The organism is Bradyrhizobium diazoefficiens (genome assembly GCF_016612535.1).
Lineage (GTDB): Bacteria > Pseudomonadota > Alphaproteobacteria > Rhizobiales > Xanthobacteraceae > Bradyrhizobium > Bradyrhizobium diazoefficiens_C.
Window position 1 is genome coordinate 2,972,714 of the sequence record NZ_JAENXS010000001.1, and the last position, 17,047, is coordinate 2,989,760.

The 17,047-nt window shown below is 65.7% G+C and carries 17 protein-coding genes and 1 tRNA gene; 9 read left to right on the top strand and 9 right to left on the bottom strand.

Features of this window, described 5'->3' with window-relative positions:
* Nucleotides 1-68 precede the first annotated feature (68 nt).
* The 5 genes from JJE66_RS14090 (at nt 69) to JJE66_RS14110 (ending at nt 4,309) form a co-directional block, all read left to right on the top strand.
* Nucleotides 69-1,037: a nitronate monooxygenase family protein gene (locus JJE66_RS14090; RefSeq protein ID WP_200514840.1), complete on the top strand. Its 969-nt coding sequence runs from the start codon at nt 69-71 to the stop codon at nt 1,035-1,037.
* Between the two features lie 89 nt (nt 1,038-1,126).
* Nucleotides 1,127-1,900: a thioesterase family protein gene (locus tag JJE66_RS14095; protein ID WP_200514841.1), complete on the top strand. Its 774-nt coding sequence runs from the start codon at nt 1,127-1,129 to the stop codon at nt 1,898-1,900.
* 541 nt (nt 1,901-2,441) lie between these two features.
* On the top strand, nt 2,442-2,690 hold the full coding sequence (locus JJE66_RS14100) for a hypothetical protein (RefSeq protein ID WP_200514842.1): 249 nt from the start codon (nt 2,442-2,444) through the stop codon (nt 2,688-2,690).
* Between the two features lie 132 nt (nt 2,691-2,822).
* Nucleotides 2,823-3,530 (top strand): hypothetical protein, encoded by a 708-nt coding sequence (locus JJE66_RS14105; protein ID WP_200514843.1) that lies wholly within the window; start codon nt 2,823-2,825, stop codon nt 3,528-3,530.
* Between the two features lie 86 nt (nt 3,531-3,616).
* Nucleotides 3,617-4,309 (top strand): hypothetical protein, encoded by a 693-nt coding sequence (locus JJE66_RS14110; RefSeq protein WP_200514844.1) that lies wholly within the window; start codon nt 3,617-3,619, stop codon nt 4,307-4,309.
* Between the two features lie 60 nt (nt 4,310-4,369).
* Here the strand turns inward: JJE66_RS14110 and JJE66_RS14115 are convergent, their stop codons facing one another.
* Entirely contained in the window at nt 4,370-4,594 is a 225-nt protein-coding gene (locus JJE66_RS14115; RefSeq protein ID WP_200514845.1) for a cysteine rich repeat-containing protein, read from the bottom strand.
* Nucleotides 4,595-4,848: 254 nt separating this feature from the next.
* On the opposite strand from JJE66_RS14115, the gene JJE66_RS14120 reads away from it, so the two are divergent.
* Nucleotides 4,849-5,139 carry a hypothetical protein gene (locus tag JJE66_RS14120; RefSeq protein ID WP_200514846.1) on the top strand — a complete coding sequence of 97 codons (291 nt, stop codon included), beginning with the start codon at nt 4,849-4,851 and terminating at the stop codon, nt 5,137-5,139.
* A gap of 135 nt (nt 5,140-5,274) precedes the next feature.
* Here JJE66_RS14120 and JJE66_RS14125 read toward each other — a convergent pair whose 3' ends face one another.
* The 4 genes from JJE66_RS14125 to JJE66_RS14140 all read right to left on the bottom strand — a co-directional run bounded on the left by JJE66_RS14125 (nt 5,275) and on the right by JJE66_RS14140 (nt 11,305).
* Entirely contained in the window at nt 5,275-7,182 is a 1,908-nt protein-coding gene (locus tag JJE66_RS14125; protein ID WP_200514847.1) for a sensor histidine kinase, read from the bottom strand.
* Entirely contained in the window at nt 7,179-7,862 is a 684-nt protein-coding gene (locus JJE66_RS14130) for a response regulator transcription factor (RefSeq protein ID WP_200514848.1), read from the bottom strand. The genes JJE66_RS14125 and JJE66_RS14130 overlap by 4 nt, the downstream gene beginning before the upstream one ends.
* A gap of 78 nt (nt 7,863-7,940) precedes the next feature.
* Nucleotides 7,941-10,616, bottom strand: a complete 2,676-nt coding sequence (locus JJE66_RS14135; RefSeq protein WP_200514849.1) for a DUF2235 domain-containing protein — start codon at nt 10,614-10,616, stop codon at nt 7,941-7,943.
* A gap of 455 nt (nt 10,617-11,071) precedes the next feature.
* On the bottom strand, nt 11,072-11,305 hold the full coding sequence (locus JJE66_RS14140) for a hypothetical protein (protein ID WP_200514850.1): 234 nt from the start codon (nt 11,303-11,305) through the stop codon (nt 11,072-11,074).
* Between the two features lie 92 nt (nt 11,306-11,397).
* Between JJE66_RS14140 and JJE66_RS14145 the strand changes: the two genes are divergently transcribed.
* Entirely contained in the window at nt 11,398-11,847 is a 450-nt protein-coding gene (locus JJE66_RS14145) for a DUF6314 family protein (RefSeq protein WP_311979870.1), read from the top strand.
* 135 nt (nt 11,848-11,982) lie between these two features.
* Here the strand turns inward: JJE66_RS14145 and JJE66_RS14150 are convergent.
* Nucleotides 11,983-12,067 (bottom strand) — tRNA-Leu (locus tag JJE66_RS14150).
* A gap of 157 nt (nt 12,068-12,224) precedes the next feature.
* Between JJE66_RS14150 and JJE66_RS14155 the strand changes: the two genes are divergently transcribed.
* Nucleotides 12,225-12,767, top strand: coding sequence for a disulfide bond formation protein B (locus tag JJE66_RS14155; protein ID WP_200514852.1), 543 nt, complete (start codon nt 12,225-12,227; stop codon nt 12,765-12,767).
* Here JJE66_RS14155 and JJE66_RS14160 read toward each other — a convergent pair whose 3' ends face one another.
* The 3 genes from JJE66_RS14160 to JJE66_RS14170 are packed head-to-tail and all read right to left on the bottom strand — an operon-like array spanning nt 12,768 to nt 16,313.
* Nucleotides 12,768-13,499: an ABC transporter ATP-binding protein gene (locus tag JJE66_RS14160; protein ID WP_200514853.1), complete on the bottom strand. Its 732-nt coding sequence runs from the start codon at nt 13,497-13,499 to the stop codon at nt 12,768-12,770.
* Nucleotides 13,496-15,265: an ABC transporter permease subunit gene (locus JJE66_RS14165; RefSeq protein WP_200514854.1), complete on the bottom strand. Its 1,770-nt coding sequence runs from the start codon at nt 15,263-15,265 to the stop codon at nt 13,496-13,498. The genes JJE66_RS14160 and JJE66_RS14165 overlap by 4 nt, the downstream gene beginning before the upstream one ends.
* A gap of 7 nt (nt 15,266-15,272) precedes the next feature.
* Entirely contained in the window at nt 15,273-16,313 is a 1,041-nt protein-coding gene (locus tag JJE66_RS14170; RefSeq protein WP_200514855.1) for a branched-chain amino acid ABC transporter permease, read from the bottom strand.
* 178 nt (nt 16,314-16,491) lie between these two features.
* Here JJE66_RS14170 and JJE66_RS14175 point away from each other — a divergent pair, with 178 nt between their 5' ends.
* Nucleotides 16,492-17,037 (top strand): MarR family winged helix-turn-helix transcriptional regulator, encoded by a 546-nt coding sequence (locus JJE66_RS14175; protein ID WP_200514856.1) that lies wholly within the window; start codon nt 16,492-16,494, stop codon nt 17,035-17,037.
* Nucleotides 17,038-17,047: the final 10 nt, after the last annotated feature.

Consider the following 17,047-nt stretch of genomic DNA (forward strand, 5'->3'; position numbering starts at 1 on the left):
TGGAAAGATTGCCTTGTTGGTATGGCTCCCAACCTTCAATGCGTCTGCCAACCAAGGATCGTTCCGCAATGTCCATGCCTGCTCTGTTCAAGGGACGCCTGTCGATCCCCGTGATCGGTTCGCCGCTCTTCATCATCTCGGTGCCCGATCTCGTGATCGCACAGTGCAAGGCGGGTGTGGTCGGCTCGTTTCCGTCGCTGAACGCGCGGCCGCCGGAGCTGCTCGACGAATGGCTGGCGCGGATCACCGAAGAGCTCGCGGCCTATGACCGCGCCCATCCCGACAAGCCGTCGGCGCCGTTCGCGGTCAATCAGATCGTGCACAAGTCGAACAACCGGCTCGACCACGACATGCAGCTCTGCTCCAAGTACAAGGTGCCGATGGTGATCTCGTCGCTCGGCGCGCGCGAGGAGCTCAATCAGGCCGTGCACGGCTGGGGCGGCATCGTCTTCCACGACGTGATCAACCAGAAATTCGCCCACAAGGCGATCGAGAAGGGCGCCGACGGCCTGATCCTGGTCTCGGCCGGCGCCGGCGGCCATGCCGGCACCATCTCGCCGCTCGCCTTCGTCGCCGAGACCCGAAAGTGGTTCGACGGTCCGATCGCGCTGTCGGGTGCGATCGGCAACGGCAAGGCGATCCGCGCCGCACGCATTCTCGGCGCCGACTTCGCCTATATCGGCTCCGCCTTCATCGCGACCAAGGAAGCCAACGCGGTCGAGACGTACAAGGAGATGATCGCCGGCTCGACGGCCGACGACATCGTCTACTCCAACCTGTTCACCGGCGTGCACGGCAATTATCTGAAGCCGTCGATCCTCGCCGCCGGCATGGATCCGGAAAACCTGCCGACCTCCGATCCTTCCAAGATGAACTTCGGCACCGACGCCTCCGGCGAGCGCGCCAAGCCGAAAGCCTGGAAGGAAATCTGGGGAAGCGGCCAGGGCATCGGCAGCGTCGAGGGCATCGTGCCCGCAGCCGAGATGATCGCGCGTTTCAAGAAGGAGTACGACGAGGCGATCGATCCGCCGCTGTAAATTCTGGTCGTCCCGGCCTGGTGCGCAAATTGCGCACCAGGCCGGGACGACACCATTTGCTGAACTCCGAATATGCCCACGGAGAAACGATGACCGCCATCTACCGCGTCGACGGCAACAGCGTCGTCACCAGCCCTGATGCCGCGGGGCCATGGGACCGGCGCATGCAGCACGGCTCGGCGCCGTCCGCGCTGGTGACGTGGGCGGCGGAGCGCATTCCGACGCCAGTGCCGATGAACATTGCGCGCGTCACCATCGATTTGATGCGCCCGGTGCCGGTGGCACCGCTCACGATTGAGAGCGAGGTTCTGCGCGAGGGCCGCAAGATCCAGCTCTGTGAAATCAGGCTGCTCGCCGACGGCGTGCAGGTTGTCGGCGCCACCGTGCTCAAGATCAAGCAGCACGCGCTGCCGTTGCCTGATGACGTCAGGGATTTGCCGGTCATGCTGCCGTCGCCAGAGGATTCGCTGGTCGAGGACGGCCACGGCGCGACCAGTCCGTTCGCGGGCATGGTCTCGATGCGCGCCGCGCGCGGCCGCTTCGGCCAGGCTGGCGCCGGCGCGATCTGGTTTCGCCTCGACCATCCGCTGGTCGCAGGCGAAGCTGTCTCACAGGCGATGCGCGCCGTGATCGCTGCCGATTTCTCCAACGGCACCGCCTCGACGCTCGACTTCCGTGCCTGGACCTACATCAACGCCGACCTCACGGTGAGCCTCGCGCGCCAGCCGGTCGGTGATTGGATCTTGCTCGACGGCGAATCCTGGATCGGCCCCGACGGCGCCGGGCTCGCGATATCGCGGCTGGCCGACCGCCAGGGCTATTTCGGCCGCGCGGTGCAGAGTCTGGTGATCGAGAAGCGGTGAGCGTCACCGTAAGCACTGCTGTTGCTGCGTGGGCCGATTGAACGGCAGGCTTCCGCCGCCGCGGAAGGGATGCTTGGTCGTGTTCGACCAGGGCATCCTGCCTGTTCACAGCCCGTAGAAGATCTTGATCTCCCACAGCACCACGATGATGGCCGTGATCAACGTGACCGCGGCGACCGCACTTTCCAGGGAAGCGACTCTCATTGCTCACTCCGCTTCCCAGCCCCATTAGCGGTCTAATTGATTCCCTGATTCGCCGGCAATCGGACGGCCACCACAGATACGTACTCCGCCATGCATTGTGGTGCCGAGGCCACAACGACACCGTAAAATCCCGGGGGTTTGACCCCACCATCCGGTCCCGTCTGCTCCAGCAGCCTGTGCGGTATCGCACCAGGGCGCGCGATATCGCCGGTCGCGTCCCGCGCCCCTCAGCACGGTCCCGCATGGCTCCGCGCGCCCCGCGCTTAACGGCAGATTAACCATCGCCGGCCAAGAATCCCTGTCACGGCCGCCAATCGGGACCGAGAGGGACAGGCGAATGGATTTCGATTTTCTCAACAGCAAGACAGCCGCAACGCTGGACGAAATCCGCGGCCGCGTCGCCCATGCACTGGCCCGCCATCCACTGTGCCGCAACGTCCGGTTCGACATCCTCAGCGTCCCCCGCACCCGCCGGGGCGGCAATTGGACGGTGACGCTGCAATCGGTCGAGCCGCGCGCGGTCTGGGAGGCGTCCGAGATCGTCGCCGACATCCAGGACTCCTACGATCTAGCCGCCGCTGCCTGATTTCACTTGGCTTTCGGTCTTGTCGCGGGAGGCATTGTGATTGTCGCCGCAAAGGCACACTCAAGCCTTAATTCGTGCCCTTTTCCCGGGCATCTCTAACAACATCGTGAAGCGGTTCTTCCGGAGAGACGTTTGTCCAGAGCCATCACCATCCTCGTGCTGACCTGCTTTCTCGTCCTCGGCGCCGCTACCACCGCCATCCTCGGCCGCGACAGCGTGCCCAGCGTCAGCGCCGAGATGATCACCGAGGCGCCGAAGCCGCTTGCCGCCAACCGCGCCGCCAAGGCCGACCGGCTGGTTCCGACGCTGGCGCTGGCCTCGGCCGCGATCGATCCGGTGCAGGTTCCCCCCGACAGGCTGTCGCAGGCACAAGTGCTGACCGAGCCGCTGCGCCAGGCCTTTGCTGCCGCGACACGGTCCGATTTTCCGATCTCCAAAGCGAACGTCAACGAGGCGCCCGCTGCCGCGGAAGCGCCCGCCGCAGTCGAAGCTCCGGCCAAGCCGAAGGTCGTCGCGAAGCCGCCGCCGCAAAAGACCTATTCGCTGCTGTCCGACGTGCAGATCGCGGGCATCAGGGATCGCCTGAAGCTGTCCTCATCGCAGGAATATTACTGGCCTTCGGTTGAGACCGCGCTGCGCAACGTCGTCCGCAAGATTTCGGCCAACAAGCTCTCCAATCCGAACGGGCCGCGTGTGCCGATCGATCCGAACTGCGACGAGGTCCAGGAGCTGAAGTCGGCCGCGATGCCGCTGTTGTTCCAACTGCGTGACGACCAGAAGGAAGAAGTGCGCAAGCTCGCCCGCATCATCGGGCTCGAGAAGGTCGCACAGCAGATCTGAGGCATAGTTCCTCGAGGAAACTGCGCGCCCGTCAGGAACATCCGGCAATCGACAAGCGTTGCCCGCTCCAAACAGGGAGTGGACCAATGCGTGCCTCGACAGCCTATTTCGTCGGTGCCGGATCGATTGTCGCCGCCATCGCCATTGGTCTTGGCGGCGGTATCGTCGCCGGCGATATCATGCATCCGATCCCGCCCAAGCAGGGCCCGGACACCAGCAAGATCGAGCGGCGCGCGGAAGCCGCCGCGCCGGCTACGACGAATGCGCCGTCTGAGCCTGTGCAATACCTTACCGGTTCGCAAAGTTTCGGCGCGATGATCGCCGCGCCTGCGCAGGCGCAGAGCGAAGCCAAGACTGAAGCCAAGACTGAAGCCAAGCCTGATGTGCAGACCACTCAGGCGAACGCCGAACCCGCGGCACCGCCGCCTCCGCGGACGACGGCGGCGGTCGAGCCGCCCAAGCCTGCGCCACCTCCGCGAGCGACAAAACCCGTCGACCAGCAGGCCTCAACCGAGCCGGCATCCTCTCCCGACAACGCCTATGCCAAGGCCAGGGATTCCGACGTGAAGCGTGCCGCGTCCGAGCGGCGACGTGCGGAGCGGCATGAGCGCTGGGCCGAGCGCCGCCGCTATGACCAGCGCGATGCACGCGGCGGGCGCGATCAGACCGACTGGGATGACGTCGCCCGCAACGTTCGCGCGGATTCCGACACCCGTGATGTTGTCGTCAGCCGTCCGCGCGGCGGCTTCAGGCTGTTCGGCCTGGATGACGACGATTAGCCCGCCGGCACTCAGCTCGTGATGCAGGCGGCCGAGCGCGCGAACTTCTCCTGCAGAAGTTCACCCGCCGTGCGACGCCACCACTTTGCGGCAGGCGTCCGAGAGCTTGGTCTTGTTCTCGCGCAGGCAGGCATTCATCTGCGGCGGCTTGCCGATGTGCTCCGCGCAGAATTTGCCGGCGTCGCTGCGGCAGGCCATCTGCTCCTGCAGCGTGGGGCCGGATTGCGCCGTGGCGGGAAGGATGGTCGTGGCGAGCAACAGCGCGGCGAGTACCGAAGTCTTCATGAGGCACCTCTTAGGATTGTTCTTGGGGATTGAATCGTCGGCTTGGGATCAAGCGGGGGGACCATCTCGCGCAGGCTTGGTGCCGGTCCATGCCATGTTCATGGCATCGCGAGGGTCGGGTTGGCGCCGCGATGCCTGCCGCCCCCCATCTTCATGGCATGTATCCGCGCTGCATCTTTTGCCATTGAGGCTGCACGTCGGCTGCGAGACCCGGTGATTGCATCGGGGCGCCGAACGGGAGCAGGAGAGCAAAAATGTCGACAAGAATGGGAGCGCTGAATGCCGGCCTGACGATCATGGTGCTGGCGAGTGCTGCGACGGTGGCGCTGGGCGCAAGTCCGGCGCAGGCTGTGGTCTATTGCAAGACGGTCGGCGTGCCCAAGGGCTGCATAGTGCGGCCGGACGCGGCGGTGGTGGTTGTGCCCGGAGCGCCGGTTGCAGCTGCGGTCGTGGCAACGCCTGGCGTGGGTGCGCCCGGTGTTGGTGTTCGCGCCGGTACGCCGATGAATCGCGGCGGCCCGGTCAATCGCGTCGGCGTGCGCTAATGATTGTCTTTGGATTGAGTTGATTGCGTCCTTCGGGCGCAGGGAGCCTGCGAACGAACCCCCCGTCCTTCGCAAACCAACATCCCGGCCCGATCCCTCTCCCCGCACGTCCCATGCGCCCGGGGAGGGGGCTTTTCAGCCTGCGGCCGCGTCGCTGTCGGGAAAAACTTGCGGCAAGTGCAGCCGCACGCGCGTGCCCGACGTATCCGAGCTCAAATCGAGGACTGCGCCGCTGCGCGCCGCGCGGCTCTTCATGTTGCGCAAGCCGCGAGCCGTCTGGCTCGCGCCGTCGTCGCCAAGGGCAAAGCCATGACCGTCGTCTGCAATGCAGATCACGCCATACGCTCCCTGGCCGTCATCGCGCGTTTCGATGGTCACGATGATGTGGCGGGCGCTCGCGTGCTTGACCGCATTGGTCACGGCCTCGTCCAGGATGCGCACGATCTGGATGACGTGCCAGGGCCTGAGCTCGGGGTGCAGTGGCAGCCCCTGCGGCGTCGCCACGCGCCAGTCGAGCGCGATGTCATGCGGCCGCAATTGCATCGCCGCGCGCTCGCGCCAGGAGCCGAGCGCCAGCATGAGGTCGCCGCCGATGTCGTCCATGGAATCGATGACCAGGCGCAAATCCTTCAGCGCGGCGCGCGCCGCGTCCGTGATGGTCGCGCCCTCCTGCCCGCGCTCGGACAGCGCGACGATGCTGATCAGCTGGCCGCCGAGACCGTCATGCAGGTCGCGCATCAGTCGCGTGCGCTCGTTGGCGAGGGTTGCGGCCCGCGCGCGTGATTCCTCGCGGGCGAAGCTCGCCTTCAACCGCTCCTCGGCCTCGCGCACGCGCGCGACGAGCTGACCGGCAAAGCTGTCGACCTGGTTTAGGGCACGGGCGAAGCGCCAGGTCAGCCCGGCGCCGATCGCGATCAGCAGCGCCGAGTAGGACAGCCGCGAGACGAACGTGCGCTCGTTGGGCATGATCTCGAACACAGACAGCATGTCGTGGACCCAGCAGGTCAGCACGATGGTCGCCGCGCAGCCGAGTATGAAGCTGGCCACGTCCTGTCGCCGGAGCGCGGCGTAGGCCGCGATGCCGGCCATCAGGACCAGGCAGAACCCGACCGTCGGGATGCCGAGAAGCGGGAAGAGAATGCGCGGCAGCGGCGGGCCTGCGATCAGGCCGCCTGCGATTACGATGATCCCCGGCACGAACAGCAGCACGCCGTAGCGCGGCCAGCGCCAGCCGAGGAACAGCACGGTCGACAGCACGATCAGCGCGCTCTCGATCGGCGCGGAGGAGAGCAGCACCCCGGCAAGTCGGGACGAGGTGGCCGGCGGCAATGGCGGCGGCAGGAAGGCCTGTATTACGCCGAGCACCATCGCCACCGCCAGAACGCCATAGACCGGCTCGTGGCGCCGCATCAGCCACATGATCGCGAGGATGACCGCGAGGATCGATTGCCAGGCGGAGAATACCACCGGCAGCGTCACGAACAGCAGCGTGCGCGTCTCGAAGGCCGGACGCAGGGCGGCGTCCGGGCCGACATAGACGGTGTCGAGAAAGCCTCGCAACGGTCCCCACACGAACAGCCGCACGGTGATGTCGTTCGCTCCGTCGCGCAGCAGCGAGGCCGGGATCACCGCGATCTCCGGCGTATTGCGGTCGGGCCGATTGGCGTTTGGGTCGCGCCGGGAATCCAGGATGGCGACGCCGTTGACCGCAACCTCCACGCCGTTGCTGAAGCGCGGCAGGAAAACCGACCAGGTCGTATCAGCAGCATCGGGCCTGAAGGCGAATTTGCCCGAATAGCGCGGCGGATCGTCGAGCGAATAGCGCGCCGCCGTAAAATGCGGCAGCGTGACTTGCCGCGTCGTGCCGGCTTCGCGCAGGGAAAATTCGCTCACCGCAAAATCGTCGGGGTCGCTGGGCTGGAGCAGCCGTAGCCCGAGCATGGTGGCGACCACGATCAGTGCCTGGAGCAGCAGATACGGCGCGACGCGCGCGAGCCGCAGCCTGTGCCGCGGGACCACGGCCTTCGCGGCAATCTCGCTCACAGCTTGATCAGACCCTGCTGCACCGCCTCGAAGACGGCTTCACCGCGCGTGTGCACCTCGAGCTTGCGGTAGACGTTCTTGATGTGGCCGGGCACGGTCTGGCGTGACAGACCGAGATGGCTCGCGATCTCGGCGTAGCTAAAACCCTTGGCGATGCCCCAGAGAATGTCGATCTCGCGCGGCGTCAGTTTCGCGGTGTTGAGCACCGGCCCGGGCGGCGGCTCTGCCGAGTTCTGCGCAGTCCCTTGTGTTCTGCGCACGATGAAGCGGGCGATCGAGGCCGAGATCGGCGAATGCCCGGCGACGAGATCGCGCACGGTGGTGGCGATGTCGGTCGGGAAGGCGTCCTTCAGCAGATAGCCGGTGGCGCCGACGGTGATCGCGGAGATCACGCTTTCCTCGTCGCCCAGCGCCGAGATCACCATGATCTCGGTGTCCGGAAAGCGCCGCCGGGTCTCGCGGATCAGCTCGACGCCGTGGCCGTCGGGCAGCCGCAGATCGGTCAGCAGCACGCGCGGCGCGCCACTGGTGAGCGCATCGCGGGCCTCACTGAGCGAGCCGGCCATGCGCACCTCGTAGCCGGCCTTCACCAGCGCGTCCTGAAGACGCCAGCAGGTCGGTGCGTCGTCCTCGACGAGGAGGATGGTGATGGCCGCACCGGTCTCGCCCTGGTCCGTCATGATCGTGGTCCCGGCCGCGTGTCCCCCGCGGCGCGCGCGCCAAGTTTAGCCGCGGCGCGGAGGACGTGACACCCATAATCATGGGGGCGGGGGCGCCGGCAACCGCTGCAGGCGGATCGTCGCCGTTCCGCTGTTGTTTTTGTAGAACTGGACGCGCCGTCCCTGGAGCGGAACGAGCCAGCGTGGTGCGAGCCGCGTGGGGATGAGGCGCGGGAAGAGCTGGACGGCGTCGTTGACGTAGAAGAACAGCTCGCCGGCCTCGGGCGCCTCGAACTCCGCGACGAACAGTTCGGACAATCCCTGCTTGCGCCAGAGCGCGCGCGCCGCCGGCAGCGCCGCGGCCGGGATCGGCTCGAAATCCCCGAACGGCTTCCAGGCGCGACTCAATTCGCTATCCGGGTTCTTGAACTCCGCGGAGTCCTCGACATGGATCGGATAGTCGTCCTTGCTCTCGTCCTCATAGTCCGGCACAGTCGTGTGGATCCGTCGCGGCAGATCGTTCGCCGGGAGCCCGTTGACGGCCTGCAGCGGCAGATCGTTCGATCCGCGCGCGCCCACGCGGAGGACCGGCTGAAACCAGTCCGCGCCCTGAAGCCGCAGGATCGGGACGGCCAGGCGGTGGGTCGGATCCGGCGGGGTCTTGAAGCCGTTCAGGCCGGTCATGATGGTGCGGTCGAACCATGGATCGGCCATCTGGATCCAGACGCGGTATTTGCGCCCCTTCTCGACCGCGAGTCGGCTTGGCCAGCAGAAATCGCTGACGTCGAACAATTCTCCGTCGCGGGCCGTGACCGGAATGTCGCCGACGGCATGCGGCGATGCGCTGCTCTTGCAGAAATCGCCGACGCCCGCGCGCCAGTCGAGATAGCCGCGGGACAGCAACAGCAGACCCGAGCCGAAAATGGCGGCGAGGAAAACAGCTGGCATCAGCACGTTGGTGAAGGCCATACGCACCGGCCAGGCATGCAGGCGCATCCAGCGGCCGATCGCGAGCAGCCAGCCGGATTTGCTGACCCGGCGTCGCGATGCCATCCGGTCGGGCCTGTACCAGGCCAGCCGGGCGCGTTCCTGAATGCTGTCGCGCAGCACCGCATTCCTGTTCCACGCGATCAGGATGATGATGACGAGCACCGTCGTGACGAACGGATAATAGAGCGCGATGGCAAGCCATGGCGCCGCGTAGGACGGCAGCACGCTCGCGAGCAGATCGGCGAACGGCTTGACGACGGTGCCCGTGCCGTTGTCGATCGCCGTGATCCATTTGAGCAGGGTGGTATCTTCAAGTCCGTGCTGCTTGGACGATCCCACGACGGAGCGCGCGATCCAGGGCCATGCGGCCAGGATGCCGAGCGTGATCAGCAGCGAGAAATAGGCGACGCGGCGCCACCACACGGTGTCGAGAACCTGCCGCGCCATCTCGGGATTCGGCGGGCTCATCGCCATGAAGGCGTCGGCTTCCGCCGCCCTATGGCCATCGCCTTCTCTTTTCGCGTAGGCGGACCTCATGGCCTTGCGCGTTTCGTCCCGCGTCAGCGGCAGCACCTGTCCATCCGGCAGCAGCACTTTGGCATTTGCCGGAAGCATCAGCGGCGCATAATTGTCGCATCCGTGCAGCATGCGTTCGACCACGCCGAAGTGCACCACCGGCGGTCCGCCATCTTCGACGCGGTCGTGGATCGGCCGCGGGCCGTAGCGGTACAGCACGCCGGCGCCGCTGCGCGAATCGTGCATCGGCCCGATCGCCGACTGGTACTCGCGGAAATGCGCGATCGTGCCGTCCTGGAAACGGAGCTGGTTGCCGAGCTGCTCGACCATCCACACCAGCGGCACGAAGGACAGCGTGGATTCCGGATAGCCTCCGCCGATGTCGGAATGGGAGCCTGCGAACCACACCTCCTTGACGGCCTGCCCCTCGGCAAGCCCGGCCTGATCGATGCGCAGCGGGTGGAAGGTGGTGCGTTCGTCGTCAAGCGCGAGCGCCTGGCAGGCGTGCTTCACCTTGCCGGAGAGCCGGTAGTTTCGGAACGAAATCGGCCAGATCGCCCAGTCGATAGCGACACGGAGCTCCTCGATCGGTACGCCGAACGCCTCGACCGTGTCGAACAGTCCGAGGAATTCGATCTTGACCTCCTTGCGGCCGTCCATGGCCTCGCGGACGCTGGCATAAGAGCGATGCCGGAAAATGAGATCATAGAGATAGATCAGCACGTCGCGGATCCAGCGCACGACCCAGATTGTCGGCAGGCTGCGATAGCCGACCGACTCCTTGCGATACTTCCGCCATGCGGCCATCGTGTTGCGCTGCATCTCCGCATGCGACACAGCGACCTTGTCGATCACCGCCGGCACCAGCCCCTGGCTCGCGATCAGGGCTGCCAGCGTGCGCGCGGTGAAGGCGCCGCGGCTGAAGCCGAAGATGTAGATCTCGTCGCCCTCGCGCCAGTTCCAGCACAGGAAGCGATAGAGCTTGCGCACGTTGGCCGGCACGCCGATGCCGGTGGCGCCGTCGAGTGCGGCGAGCGGCGCCCAGCCGGCGGTGCCGACGCCCTTGATGTAATAGGCGATCTGGTCGGGCTTGGTATGGTCGAGCGCCTCGTAGAGACGCCAGACGCTGGATTCCTGGGTCGTGAAGGCGTTGCCGGTGCCGTCGGCGAACAGCACCAGCTTGCGCGGCGGACGGGCGTCGGCCGCGATCTCGTCAGCATCCGGATTGTTGTGCGCGTGTTCCGGTCCCGCCCCATCCCGGTGTGACATGGACTCCTCCGAAAATTCAGTTGGGGATGCTTTAAGCCCCGCTCGGGCGGCATCCTTCAAATTCAATCAATGGTCGCGAAATGAAATAATGGATGTATTTCATCCACAATCGCGCTGAGGTAGCAAGAAGAATTGCGCCGTCGTGCTCCGGCTTTCTATGATCTCAGCCACAATCGGCAAAAGAAATGCCCGGGCAAGCCCCGGCACGATTTGCTCGCGGCTTCAACGATCTCCCTTATTTCAACAGCTGCTTTCGCCGCCGGTTTGGGCTTACGACGACCGCGGCGCTGGGCAAGTGAAGGCTCGTTCTTCGCGGCCGTTGTAGGGTGGGTTAGCGACGTGCCGAAGAACGAGGGCGGGGTGCGTAACCCACCTCTTCTGCTTCCCTGGAGACACACCGTGGTGGGTTACGCCGAGCGGTCTGCGCTTCGCGCAGTCCGCAGGGCTAACCCACCCTACAACGACTCCACCCGCGGCGGCGGATAGCGCCGCGCCAGCATCGACAGCGGCAGGCGCCGCTCGTCCGCCGGCAGCTCCAGCCAGGCCAGCACCAGCGGCCGCTTCCAGTCACCGACGCCGAACTCCATGTCCACCCATTTCTGTGGCTCGGGGCCATCGAGGCCGCGGACCCAGACGAAATAGCGGGGCAGCTCGTCGGCGTCCGTGTCCGTCGTACGTCTCCTGGCCATCACACGCTCGCTACATCGACACGCTTTGTCCGTAGGATATAGGTATTGGCTCGGCGAAGTCGAACTCAGGTCCCGAGGATATGGACGAAACGGTGATCGATCGTTGGGGTGACGCCTCGGAGGCGGTGACGAGGCTGACCGGATCCTGGTCGTTCAACCGGGTCATCGAAGGTCAAGGCACGATGCAGGGCGTTGCGATTGTCACCCCGCGGGATGAGGCGACGTTGGCCTATCACGAGCAGGGGCGTCTGCGGCTGCTGAACGGCACCGAGCTCGAGGCAGAGCGAGAATATGTCCTCCGCAGGACGGGTGGAGGCTTCGACGTCTTCTTCAAGGAGACGCCGCCGCGGCTATTCCACACCATCTCGCTGTCCGCATCCGACGGCGGAGCCCTGAGCGGAAGCGCGGGACATCTATGCAGTCTCGACGACTATCAGTCGACGTACGCGTTCCTGCCCAATGGACGTTTCACTATTCGTCACGTGGTGTCGGGCCCACGCAAGGACTACACGATGACGACGATCTACGCGCGCGTCACGTGACGCGCGCGGCCGCGTCGTTGCGAGGGGGATGGGATCAAGCTTCGTCGAGCCAGTCCGTCTTCGTCAAGAGGCTTCGCCGCACACGCTGCGCCCTTGCGGTCTTGGGTGCCACGCGCAGCCCGAACGGGCGAAGCGTGGTGCCCCTGGCCGGAATCGAACCAGCACTCCTTGCGGAACTCGATTTTGAGTCGAGCGCGTCTACCAGTTCCGCCACAGGGGCCCTCGGTCGGCCCTTTGAAGGGGGCATCGCGAAGCCGGCGGACTATAGCCATGGAAAAAGCGGGGTCAACCCGCGCCAAAGTGATCCCGGGCGTTCTCGACAGGGACCTGGACCAGGGTTAGAGCCTTAAAGCAACGCCAGATCCGGAGAGGCTGCCGTGACGACCCAGAGTGCCGCGATACCTGCGTTTCGAAAGGCCGCGAGCAGCCCCGCCCTGACGGCCTCGCTGGCCGTGACCCTGATCGCGGCGGCGACGATCGCAGGGGCTTGGTTCTTCCAGCTGGTGCTGGAGATCCTGCCCTGTCCGCTCTGCCTCGAGCAGCGCTACGCCTATTATCTCGCGATCCCACTCGGTGCGCTCACCGGGCTTGCAGCAAGGAGCGGCGCGCCGCGGCCGCTGCTGCTTGCGGGGCTCGCGATCCTCGCGCTGGCGGCGCTCGCCAATGCCGGCCTCGGCACCTATCATTCGGGCGTCGAATGGGGGTTGTGGAAGGGGCCGACCGATTGCACCGGTCCGGTCGTCAATCTCGGCCGCGCCGGCGATCTGCTGTTACGGCTCGACACCGTCAAGGTGGTGCGCTGCGACGAGGTGCAGTGGCGTTTCCTCGGCCTTTCTCTGGCCGGCTACAACGTGCTGATCTCCCTGCTCATGGCCGCGATCGCCGCCTGGGGCTTTGTGCGGACGGCGCAGCGTGGGTAACTAGATCGCGCTTGCGCCTTCGTGCTGGAAACCGAGATAGCTCGCCGCCACCTGCTCGTTGGCTGCGACGTCGCTGGCCTTGCCGCTGAGCACGAACTCGCCGAGCTCCATCACATAGGCCTGGTCGGCGATCTTCAGCGCGGCCTGGGCGTTCTGCTCCACCAGCAGCACGGAGACGCCGCTGGCACGCAGCTCGGTGACGATGCGGAAAATGTCGGCAACGATGATCGGCGCGAGACCGAGGCTCGGCTCGTCCAGCATCAGCAGTTTCGGCGCGCCCATCAGCGCGCGGCCCATCGCGAGCATCTGCTGCTCGCCGCCGGAGAGCGTGCCGGCGAGCTGCTTGCGCCGCTCCTTCAGGCGCGGAAACAGCGTGAAGATCCGCTCCATCGAGGCTTTCGCCTTTCGCCGCTCGATGCGGAAAGCTCCTAATTCGAGATTGTCCTGGACATTCATGGTCACGAACAATTCGCGGTGCTCGGGGACCAGGCCGAGGCCGATCGCGACGCGGTCCTCGATGTCGAGCCGGGCCAGGTCCCGGCCGGCGAAGGCGACGCGGCCCTTTAACGGCAGGATGCCCATGATGGCTGACAGCAGCGTGGTCTTGCCGGCGCCGTTGGCGCCGACGATGGTGACGATCTCGTTCTCGCCGACTTCGAGCGAGACGGAACGCACCGCCTCGACCTTGCCATAGGCGACGTGCGCGTCAGTGACGGACAACAGCGCGCTCATGCCGTCACTCCCAGATAGGCCTTGATCACTTCGGGATTGGTCTTGATCGTGGTGGGCGTGCCTTCCGCGATCTTGGTGCCGAAATCGAGCACCACGATGCGGTCGGCCAGGTTCATCACGAAGCCCATGTCGTGCTCGACCAGCAGCACGCTCATGCCGCCGTCGCGCAAATCGCGTAGCAATTTTGCGAGCTGCTGCTTCTCCATGTGGCGCAGGCCGGCGGCCGGCTCGTCGAGCAGCAGCAGCATCGGATCGACGCACAGCGCGCGCGCGATCTCGACGATGCGCTGCTGGCCGAGCGACAGCGAGCCTGCGAGCTGATGCATCTGGTCGGCGAGGCCGACGCGCTCGATCTGGCGGGCGGCTTCGGCAAGCAGTTTTGCTTCGTCGGCGCGGTCTAGGCGCAGCATCGAGGCGAGCGGCCCGGAATCGCCGCGCAGATGCGCGCCGATCGCGACATTCTCCAGCACGGTCATGTCGGGCACGAGCTTGACGTGCTGGAAGGTGCGGGAGATGCCGAGCTTGACGATCTCCTGCGGCGGCGCGCGATCCACCTTGTTGCCGAGCACCGAGATCGAGCCGGATGTCGCCGACAGCACCCCGGTGATCAGGTTGAAGGTGGTGCTTTTTCCGGCGCCATTCGGTCCGATCAGCGCGACGATCTCGCGGGCCTGGACGTCGAAGGAGACGTTGTTGACCGCAATCACGCCGCCGAATTGTTTTCGCGCTTTCTCGACGTGAAGCAGCACGCTGGACTCGCCGGGCGAGCGGGGCCGGGCCTCGAGCTTCAGCGAAGTGTCCGGCTTCCTGCCACTGGTGCGTTCGGGCAGCAGCGACATCAGCCAGGGCCAGACGCCGCCGGGCGCGAGCTGGAGCAGCGCCACCAGCATGATACCGAACACGATGGTCTCGACCTGGCCGGAGCCGGGCAGGATCAGCGGCAGATAGCTTTGCAGCACCTCTTTCAGGATCACGACGATCGCCGCACCCAGAACGCCGCCCCAGACATAGCCGGCGCCGCCGACCACCGCGATGAAGAGATATTCGATGCCGGCCTGCGCCCCGAACGGCGTCGGGTTCACCGCACGCTGGAGATGGGCGTAGAGCCAGCCGGAGAGCCCGGCGAGCACGGCGGCGTGAATGAAGACCAGCATCTTGGCGCGCGGCGTGTGCACGCCGAAGGCTTCGGCTGCGACGTGGCCTCGCCGCAGCGCGCGGATGGCGCGGCCGGTGCGGGAATCCAGCAGGTTCATCGTGAGGAGGGCCGAGAGGATCACCGCGACCCAGATCGCGTAATAGATCGAGCCGGGCGAGAGCATCTTGAACGTGCCGATCGACAGCGGCGGGATCGCCGAGATGCCGTCGTTACGCCCCAGGAACTCGAGCTTGCTGAAGAGATAAAACAGGCCGAGCCCCCAGGCGAGCGTGCCGAGCGGCAGATAGTGGCCGGAGAGGCGGACCGTGACCAGGCCAAGCAACACCGCCAGCAACCCGCTGACCACGAGCGACAGCGGCAGCGTCAGCCATGGCGACAGGCCGTAGGTCGTCGTCAGCACTGCGGTCGTGTAGGCGCCGAAGCCGACGAAGGCGGCTTGTCCGAACGAGGTCAGGCCGCCGACGCCGGTGAGCAGCACGAGGCCCATCGCGACCAGCGCGGTGAGGCCGATATTGTCGAGCAGCACGATCCAGAACGGCGGCATGCCCGGGACAAACGGGATCGCCGCCATCAGAGCTGCGAAGACGAGGATGGGAAGCCGGCTCTGCATCTTGGCCTCAGTCCTTCTCTTCCTCGACCGCAGGCGCGGCGAGCGAGCGCAGCAGCAGCACGGGGATCAGGAGCATGAACACGATCACCTCCTTGTAGTTGGAGGCATAGAAGGACGAGAACGCCTCGACGATGCCGACGAAGAGGGCCGCAACGGCCGTGAGGGGATAGCTGACGAGGCCGCCGATGATCGCGGCAACGAAGCCCTTCAGGCCGATCAGGAAGCCGCTGTCATAGTAGAGCGTCGTGATCGGCACGATCATGATGCCCGACAGCGCGCCGATCACGGAGGCCAGCAGGAAGGCGATCTGTCCCGACAGCGTGGTGCGGATGCCGGCCAGCCGCGCGCCGAGCCGGTTGACGGCGGTGGCGCGCAGCGCCTTGCCGTAGAGCGTCAGCCCGAAGAACAGCCAGAGCCCGACGATGAAGGCGACGGTGATGCCGTAGACCGTGAGGCTCTGCCCGGTGAAGCGCAGCGAGCCCGCGGTGAAGGCGCCGGAGAGCACCGCCGGTCCGCGCTGGCCCTCGGCGCCGAAGAACAGCAGGCCCAGTCCCTGCAGCGCCAGATGCACGCCGACCGAGGCGATCAGCAGCACCAGCACCGAGGTGTGCGCCAGCGGCTGGAATGCGATGCGGTAGAGATAGAGGCCAATCATCGCCACAATCAAAAGCGACAGCGCGATGCAGACCGCGACCGGCGGCCTCTCACCGGCGAAATAGAGCGTGATTGCCAGCACGACGGCCGGCAGTACGATGTTGGCGAGGACGCTACGCAGGATCAGGCGGCCATGCAGCGCCTTGCGGGCCACGAACAGGTCGAAAACGAAGGCGACGATGCCCATGGCCAGCGCGAGCTTGGCCGTGCCAGGCATCTGGCCCGAGGCCAGCGAGGCATAGGTCAGCGCGCCATAGGTGACGAATTCGCCCTGGGGGATCAGGATGACGCGGGTGACGGCAAACACCAGCACCAGTGCCAGTCCGAGCAGCGCATAGATCGCGCCATTGGTGATGCCGTCCTGCAGCAGGAACAGCATGATGGTGGTGTTCAAGACCGGACGCTCCCCCTCGAAGATTAAGGACCTGTCCTCGCGATTGCGGGGGATGGTCCGTTCACAGCCATTGAAATACGCTGACGATATTTGATATGGTCCATAACAATTATCAAATATAATCTCAAGGGCAGCAAACGACCCGTCCCGAATTTAGCGGGATTACGAGCATGAGGCGATGACCGTTTCGAAAACCGCTGAAAAAGCCCCTGAAAAATCCGGAGAGGCCACCAAGAGCCGCAAGGATGCGGCCGAGGGGCCGGGGCCGGGGCAAGGGCAGGGTTCTGCCGAAGCCCTCCAGCTTGGCGAGCTGTCCGAACAGCTCGGCTACGTGCTGAAGCGGGCGCAGCTCAAGGTGTTCGAGAACTTTTTGCGCTGCATGGCCTCGCTCCAGCTCACGCCGGCGCAGTTCTCGGTGCTGCTGCTCGTCGAGAAGAACCCGGGCCGCAACCAGACCGAGGTCGCCTCCACCCTCGGCATTCTCAGGCCGAATTTCGTCGCCCTGCTCGACAATCTCGAGAGCCGCGACCTCTGCGCCCGGATCCGCTCCACCAACGACCGCCGCTCGCACATCCTGGTGCTGACCGACAAGGGCAAGGCCGTGCTGACGCGGGCGAAGAAGCTGGTCGCGACAAAGCACGAGTCGCGGCTCAACGAGCTCTTGGGCCAGGCCAACCGCGAAGCCCTGCTCGAGATGCTGTCAAAGATCGCCAACGAGTTTTGACGGCCGCTGT

Bases quoted from the DNA above. Each gene is read 5' to 3' on its own strand.
- JJE66_RS14095 (WP_200514841.1), top strand. From the start codon at position 1,127: ATGACCGCCATCTACCGCGTCGACGGCAACAGCGTCGTCACCAGCCCT.
- JJE66_RS14090 (WP_200514840.1), top strand. From the start codon at position 69: ATGTCCATGCCTGCTCTGTTCAAGGGACGCCTGTCGATCCCCGTGATC.
- JJE66_RS14115 (WP_200514845.1), bottom strand. From the start codon at position 4,594: ATGAAGACTTCGGTACTCGCCGCGCTGTTGCTCGCCACGACCATCCTT.
- JJE66_RS14100 (WP_200514842.1), top strand. From the start codon at position 2,442: ATGGATTTCGATTTTCTCAACAGCAAGACAGCCGCAACGCTGGACGAA.
- JJE66_RS14175 (WP_200514856.1), top strand. From the start codon at position 16,492: ATGACCGTTTCGAAAACCGCTGAAAAAGCCCCTGAAAAATCCGGAGAG.
- JJE66_RS14120 (WP_200514846.1), top strand. From the start codon at position 4,849: ATGTCGACAAGAATGGGAGCGCTGAATGCCGGCCTGACGATCATGGTG.
- JJE66_RS14110 (WP_200514844.1), top strand. From the start codon at position 3,617: ATGCGTGCCTCGACAGCCTATTTCGTCGGTGCCGGATCGATTGTCGCC.
- JJE66_RS14130 (WP_200514848.1), bottom strand. From the start codon at position 7,862: ATGACGGACCAGGGCGAGACCGGTGCGGCCATCACCATCCTCCTCGTC.
- JJE66_RS14160 (WP_200514853.1), bottom strand. From the start codon at position 13,499: ATGAGCGCGCTGTTGTCCGTCACTGACGCGCACGTCGCCTATGGCAAG.
- JJE66_RS14140 (WP_200514850.1), bottom strand. From the start codon at position 11,305: ATGGCCAGGAGACGTACGACGGACACGGACGCCGACGAGCTGCCCCGC.
- JJE66_RS14135 (WP_200514849.1), bottom strand. From the start codon at position 10,616: ATGTCACACCGGGATGGGGCGGGACCGGAACACGCGCACAACAATCCG.
- JJE66_RS14165 (WP_200514854.1), bottom strand. From the start codon at position 15,265: ATGCAGAGCCGGCTTCCCATCCTCGTCTTCGCAGCTCTGATGGCGGCG.